The sequence below is a fragment of the Streptomyces sp. 5-10 genome, assembly GCF_014712245.1.
GTDB lineage: Bacteria > Actinomycetota > Actinomycetes > Streptomycetales > Streptomycetaceae > Streptomyces > Streptomyces violaceusniger.
The window spans coordinates 1-6,367 of the sequence record NZ_JACVYG010000130.1 but is presented as its reverse complement, the minus strand read 5'-3'; the positions used below and the strand labels follow the sequence as shown (position 1 = coordinate 6,367).

2 protein-coding genes are annotated in these 6,367 nt (G+C 71.1%); both read left to right on the top strand.

Annotation, left to right across the window (positions count from 1 at the left end):
* The coding region (locus tag IEJ02_RS47250; protein WP_191070426.1) for an SDR family NAD(P)-dependent oxidoreductase at positions 1-2,917 on the top strand (2,917 nt) is incomplete at its 5' end.
* Positions 2,918-2,960: 43 nt separating this feature from the next.
* On the top strand, positions 2,961-6,367 hold a 3,407-nt coding region (locus tag IEJ02_RS47245; RefSeq protein WP_317986109.1), incomplete at its 3' end, for a type I polyketide synthase.

Genomic DNA, 6,367 nt, shown 5'->3' with positions numbered 1-6,367 from the left:
GGGTGGGGTGATGGTGTCGGTGCGGGCGGCTGAGGCCGACGTACTGCCGTTGCTGGCCGGCCGTGAGGCCGAGGTGAGTGTGGCGGCGGTCAACGGTCCGCGCTCGACCGTGATTTCCGGGGCGGAAGAAGCCGTGGTGGAGGTCGCCGGGCTGCTGGAGGCCGAGGGCGTCAAGACCAAGCGGTTGCGCGTCTCGCATGCGTTCCACTCGCCGTTGATGGAGCCCATGCTGGCGGAGTTCCGGCAGGTGGCCGAAGGGTTGTCGTACGCGAGCCCCCGCATCCCCGTCGTGTCGAACGTGACGGGTCTGGTCGCGGATGCCGAGGCGCTGTGCTCCGCCGAGTATTGGGTGCGGCACGTCCGTGAGGCCGTGCGGTTCGCGGACGGGGTGCGGAGTCTGGCGGACGCGGGAGTCACCACCTACCTGGAGCTGGGCCCGGACGAGGTTCTGTCCACGATGGGTGAGCAGTGCCTGCCGGAGGAGACGACAGATGCCGCCGTCTTCCTACCGGCCGCGCGCTCCGGTCGCGACGAGGTCGAGACCGCGCTGACGCTTGCCGCCGGGGCCCATGTCCGAGGTGTGCCGGTGGACTGGACGGCCGTGCTCGCTGCCATCGCCGGACGACCGGCCCGGCGGGTGGAGCTGCCGACGTACGCCTTCCAACGCACGCGCTACTGGGTTGCGACAGGCGCGGCCCCTGGAGCCCATCACGGCACGGCGGACGCTCCCCGCGAGCCCGCCGACGCCGACTTCTGGGACGCGGTGGAACGCGAGGACCTGTCGGCGCTCGCGGACACGCTGGCCGTCGAGAGCGAGGCCGTCACGGGTGAGTCGCTGGCGGCGGTGCTGCCGGTCCTGTCGTCGTGGCGGCGTCGTAGCCGTGAGCGGTCGCAGGTCGACGCGTGGCGCTACCGGATCGCCTGGTCGCCGGTCTCGGAGGTGGCGGCTGCGTCGCTGACGGGCTCATGGCTGGTGGCCGTGCCCGCCGGGCCGGCCGACCACGCATGGGTCGCGGACTGCGTGGCGGCCTTGGCCACGCGGGGCGCGCTGCCCGTGGTCGTCGAGTTCGAGGATGCCGACGCTGACCGTGAGGCAGTGGCCGCACGGCTGCGCGACGCCCTGGGCGGCACGGACGCCGCCGCCGATGTCACGGGGGTGCTGTCGCTGCTGGCTTTGGCCGAGGGGCGGCACGGCCGGTACGGGGCGGTGCCATCGGGCCTGGCGCTGACCCTGTCCCTGCTCCAGGGGATCGGGGACGCGGGTGTGGGCGGCCGTGTGTGGTGTGTGACGTGGGGGGCGATGGCGACGGGCGGTTCGGAGAGTCCGTTGAGCCTGGAGCAGGCGGCGGTGTGGGGGCTGGGCCGGGTCGCCGGGCTGGAGGCCCCGGAGCGTTGGGGCGGCCTGGTCGACCTGCCGCAGACGCCGGACGGCCGGGCCCTGGAGCGTCTGACCGCCATCATCAGCGGTGCCACCGGTGAGGACGAGGTGGCGGTGCGGACGTCGGGCGTGTTCGCTCGCCGTGTGGTCCGTGCGGTGGTGGGTGCCGAGGGCGGGGAGGCGTGGCAGCCGTCGGGGACGGTGCTGGTGACCGGTGGTACGGGTGCGCTGGGCGCTCATGTGGCGCGGTGGCTGGCGCGGGCCGGTGCGGAGCATCTGGTGTTGGTCTCGCGGCGCGGCCCGGCGGCCGAGGGGGTGGACAAGTTGCGGGCACAGCTTGCCGAGTTGGGCGCTCGGGTGACGGTTGCGGCATGTGATGTGGGCGACCGCGAGGCGCTGGCCGGGCTGTTGGCCCGAGTGCCGGAGGAGCTCCCGCTGACGGCGGTGGTGCACACGGCCGGTGTGCTGGACGACGGTGTGCTGGACGGGCTGTCGGTGGACAGGTTCGAGGGTGTGCTGCGGGCGAAGTCCGAGGCGGCCTGGCATCTGCATGAGCTGACCCGCGAGCTGGACCTTTCGGCGTTCGTGCTCTTCTCCTCGTTCTCCGCGACGGTGGGCGGCGCCGGACAGGGCAACTACGCGGCGGCGAACGCCTTCCTGGACGCGCTCGCCGAACACCGCCGCGCCGAGGGCCTGCCCGCCACCTCCGTGGCCTGGGGGCCGTGGGCCGACGGTGGCATGGCCACCCAGGACGCGGCCATCAGCGGCCGCATGGAGCGGTTCGGCCTGCCCGCGATGGAACCCGAACTGGCCGTCACCGCCATGGCGCGGGCCGTCAATCAGTCCGACACCTGCCCGGTCATCACCGACATCGACTGGCCGCGGTTCACCGCCGGTGTCGACGGCACCCGGCTCGGCCTCCTCTTCGGCGACATCGCCGAGGTCAGGACGGCACGGCAGGCCGCCGACGCCACCCTGGACGGGCAGGCCGCCGGCACCCACCGGCCGACGCTCGCCACGACACTCGCGGAGCTCCCGGCGGCGGAACGCGAACCCGCCCTGCTCGACCTGGTGCGTACGCATACGGCGGCCGTCCTCGGATACGCCACGCACGAGGGCATCGACGGCGAGCGTGGCTTCTTCGACATGGGGCTTGATTCGCTGACCGCCGTGGAACTGCGCAACCGGCTCAACGCGGCCACCGGGCTACGGCTGCGGCCGACGGCACTGTTCGACTACGGATCGCCATCGGCGCTGGCCCGCCACCTCAAGGGGGAGCTGGTCGAGGACGCGGCCGCCCCGGAGAAGTCCCTGCCCGCCGAGATCGACCGGCTCGAATCCGTCCTCACGGCCATGCCGCAGGACGACATCACCCGGACGAAGGCCATCGTCCGGCTCCAGTCGGTGCTGGCCAAGCTCAGCGAACCCGTGGGCGGGGGCGGGGGCACCGTACGGGACGACAACGCCAACGACGACCTGGAAAGCGCATCGGTGGACGAGCTCTTCGACGTCATCGACCGAGAACTCGGAGACGCCTGACATGAACGAGAACCAGCTGGTTTCTTCGAGGGGGCAGGGCCAAGTGTCAAACGAAGAGAAGCTCGTCGAGTACCTCAAGCGCGTCATGGCCGATCTGCGCCAGACGCAGCGGCGTCTCCGCGATGTCGAGGAGAAGTCCCGCGAGCCGATCGCGATCGTGGCGATGAGCTGCCGCTTCCCCGGCGGTGTGCGGTCCCCGGAGGAGCTGTGGGAGCTGCTCGCCGGTGGCGGGGACGCCGTGAGCGCGTTCCCGGAGGACCGCGGCTGGGACCTGGCGGAGCTGTACGACCCGGACCCCGACCGCTCCGGCACCTCGTACGTCAAGGAGGGCGCGTTCCTCTCCGACGCGGGCGCCTTCGATCCCGCCTTCTTCGGGATCTCGCCGCGCGAGGCGCTGGCGATGGACCCGCAGCAGCGGCTGCTGCTGGAGACGTCGTGGGAGGCCATGGAGCGGGCCGGTATCACTCCGGCGTCGTTGCGCGGCAGCAAGGCCGGTGTCTTCGTGGGCACCAACGGTCAGGACTACACCGTCGCGCTGCGGCAGGCCCCGAAGGGCGTCGAGGGCTTCCTGGCCACCAGCGGCGCGGCCAGCGTGATGTCGGGTCGGCTCTCCTACACCTTCGGCTTCGAGGGACCCGCGGTGACGGTGGACACCGCCTGCTCGTCGTCGCTGGTGGCACTGCATCTCGCGGTGCAGTCCCTGCGGCAGGGGGAGTGCCCGCTCGCCCTCGCCGGTGGCGTGACCGTGATGTCCACGCCCGGCCTCTTCGTGGAGTTCAGCCGTCAGCGGGGTCTCGCGCCGGACGGCCGGTGCAAGGCGTTCGCGGCCGCCGCGGATGGCACGGGCTGGGGCGAGGGTGTGGGCATGCTGCTGCTGGAGCGGCTGTCGGACGCGCGGCGCAACGGCCACCCGGTGCTGGCGGTGGTGCGCGGCTCCGCCGTCAACCAGGACGGCAGCAGCAGCGGCCTGACCGTGCCCAACGGCATTTCCCAGCAACGCGTCATCCTTCAGGCCCTGGCCAACGCGCGGCTTTCGGCCGCCGAGGTGGACGCGGTCGAGGCCCATGGCACGGGTACGACGCTGGGCGACCCCATCGAGGCCCAGGCGCTGCTGGCCACCTACGGGCAGGACCGCGCGGACGGCCGGCCACTGCTGCTGGGGTCGGTGAAGTCCAACCTCGGCCACACCCAGGCGGCGGCGGGTGTGGCCGGTGTGATGAAGATGGTCCTGGCCATGCAACACGGTGCGCTGCCGAAGACCCTGCACGTCGATGAGCCGACGCCACACGTGGACTGGTCGGCCGGCGCGGTCGAGCTGCTGGCCGAGCAGGTCGCGTGGCCGGAGAGTGGCGAACCGCGCCGGGCCGGTGTGTCGGCCTTCGGCGTCAGCGGCACCAACGCCCATGTGGTGCTGGAGCAGGCGCCGGTCGGCGATGAGGACGCCGCGGCGGACGAGGGGGCGAGCGGGGACGACTCCGCGGTGGTGCCGTGGGTGCTGACGGCCCGTTCCGAGGCGGCGTTGCGGGCACAGGCGGGTCGGCTGGCGTCGTACGTGGGGGAGCGGGCGGAGCTGTCGGCCGGGGACGTCGGGTGGTCGCTGGCGACGACGCGTACCGTCTTCGAGCATCGTGCGGTGGTGCTGGCCGGGGACCGGGGCGCTTTGGCCGATGGGGTGGCTGCGCTGGCTGAGGGCCGGGATTCGGTGGGGTTGGTGCGGGGTGTGGTTGCGGGTGGTGATGGTCGTGCGGTGTTGGTGTTTCCGGGTCAGGGGTCGCAGTGGGTGGGGATGGCTGTGGGGTTGTTGGAGTCGTCTTCGGTGTTCGCGGAGCGGTTGGGGGAGTGTGCGGCGGCGTTGGCGCCGTTTGTGGAGTGGTCGTTGGTGGATGTGTTGGGTGATGAGGTGGCGCTCAGCCGTGTTGATGTGGTGCAGCCGGTGTTGTGGGCGGTGATGGTGTCGCTGGCGGAGGTGTGGCGGTCGTACGGTGTGGAGCCTGCGGCGGTGGTGGGTCATTCGCAGGGTGAGATCGCGGCGGCGTGTGTGGCGGGTGCGTTGTCGTTGGAGGATGCGGCGCGTGTGGTGGCGTTGCGGAGTAGGGCGTTGCGGGCGTTGTCGGGGCGTGGCGGGATGGTGTCGGTGTCGTTGCCGGTGGGGGAGGTGCGGGAGCGGCTGGGGGTGTGGGGTGAGCGGTTGTCGGTGGCGGCGGTGAACGGGCCCTCGGCGGTCGTGGTGTCCGGTGACGCCGATGCGTTGGATGAGCTGCTGGCCGTGTGTGAGGCGGAGGAGATCCGGGCGCGGCGTGTTCCGGTGGATTACGCCTCGCATTGTGCTCATGTGGAGGCCATCGAGGGCGAGTTGTTGCGGGAGCTGGCGGGGATCGACCCCCGGCCTTCGTTGGTGCCGTTCTATTCGACGGTGACCGGTGGAGTGCTGGATACGACCGGTCTGGATGCCGGGTACTGGTATCGCAATCTGCGTCAGACGGTGCGTTTTGACGAGGCCGTCCGGGCCCTGCTGGCGGATGGTTTCCAGGTGTTTGTCGAGGCCAGCGCCCATCCGGTGCTGACCATGGGTGTGGAGCAGACGGCCGAGGAGCATGGCACCCGTGTCACCGCGGTCGGTTCGCTGCGCCGCGACGAAGGCGGTCTGGAGCGGTTTGTCACCTCACTGGCCGAGGCGTATGTCGGCGGGGCGTCTGTCGATTGGTCCACAGTGTTCCGTGGGAGGGGCGCTCGGCAGGTGGAATTGCCGACCTATGCCTTCCAGCACCAGCACTACTGGATCGAGACTCCTTCGTCGGCCGTCGGCGATGTGACATCCGCCGGTCTGGGTTCGGCTGATCATCCGTTGTTGGGTGCGGTGGTGGGGTTGGCGGGCGGGGATGGGGCGTTGTTGACGGGGCGGTTGTCGTTGGTTTCGCATGGGTGGTTGGCTGATCATGCGGTGTGGGGTGTGGTGGTGGTGCCGGGGTCGGCGTTGGTGGAGTTGGTGTTGCGTGCGGGTGATGGGGTGGGGTGTGGGTGGTTGGAGGAGTTGACGTTGGAGGCGCCTTTGGTGGTGCCTGAGCGTGGTGGGGTGCGGGTGCAGTTGTCGGTGGGGGCGCCGGATGGGGTGGGTCGGCGTGTGGTGGGTGTGTTTTCGCAGGTGGAGGGTGAGGGGGAGGGGGTGTGGACGCGGCATGCGACGGGGGTGTTGTCGGTTGGTGTTCCTGTGGTGGCGGATGAGTATGAGTTGAGTGTGTGGCCGCCTGTTGGTGCGGTGGCGGTGGATGTGGGTGGTGTGTATGAGCGGTTGGCTGGGGTGGGTTTGGAGTATGGGCCGGTCTTTCAGGGGGTGCGGGCGGCGTGGCGTCGTGGTGGTGAGGTGTTCGCTGAGGTGGCGCTCGCGGAGGAGCAGCGGGCGGAGGCGGGGCGTTATGGTCTGCACCCGGCCCTCCTCGACGCCGCCCTGCA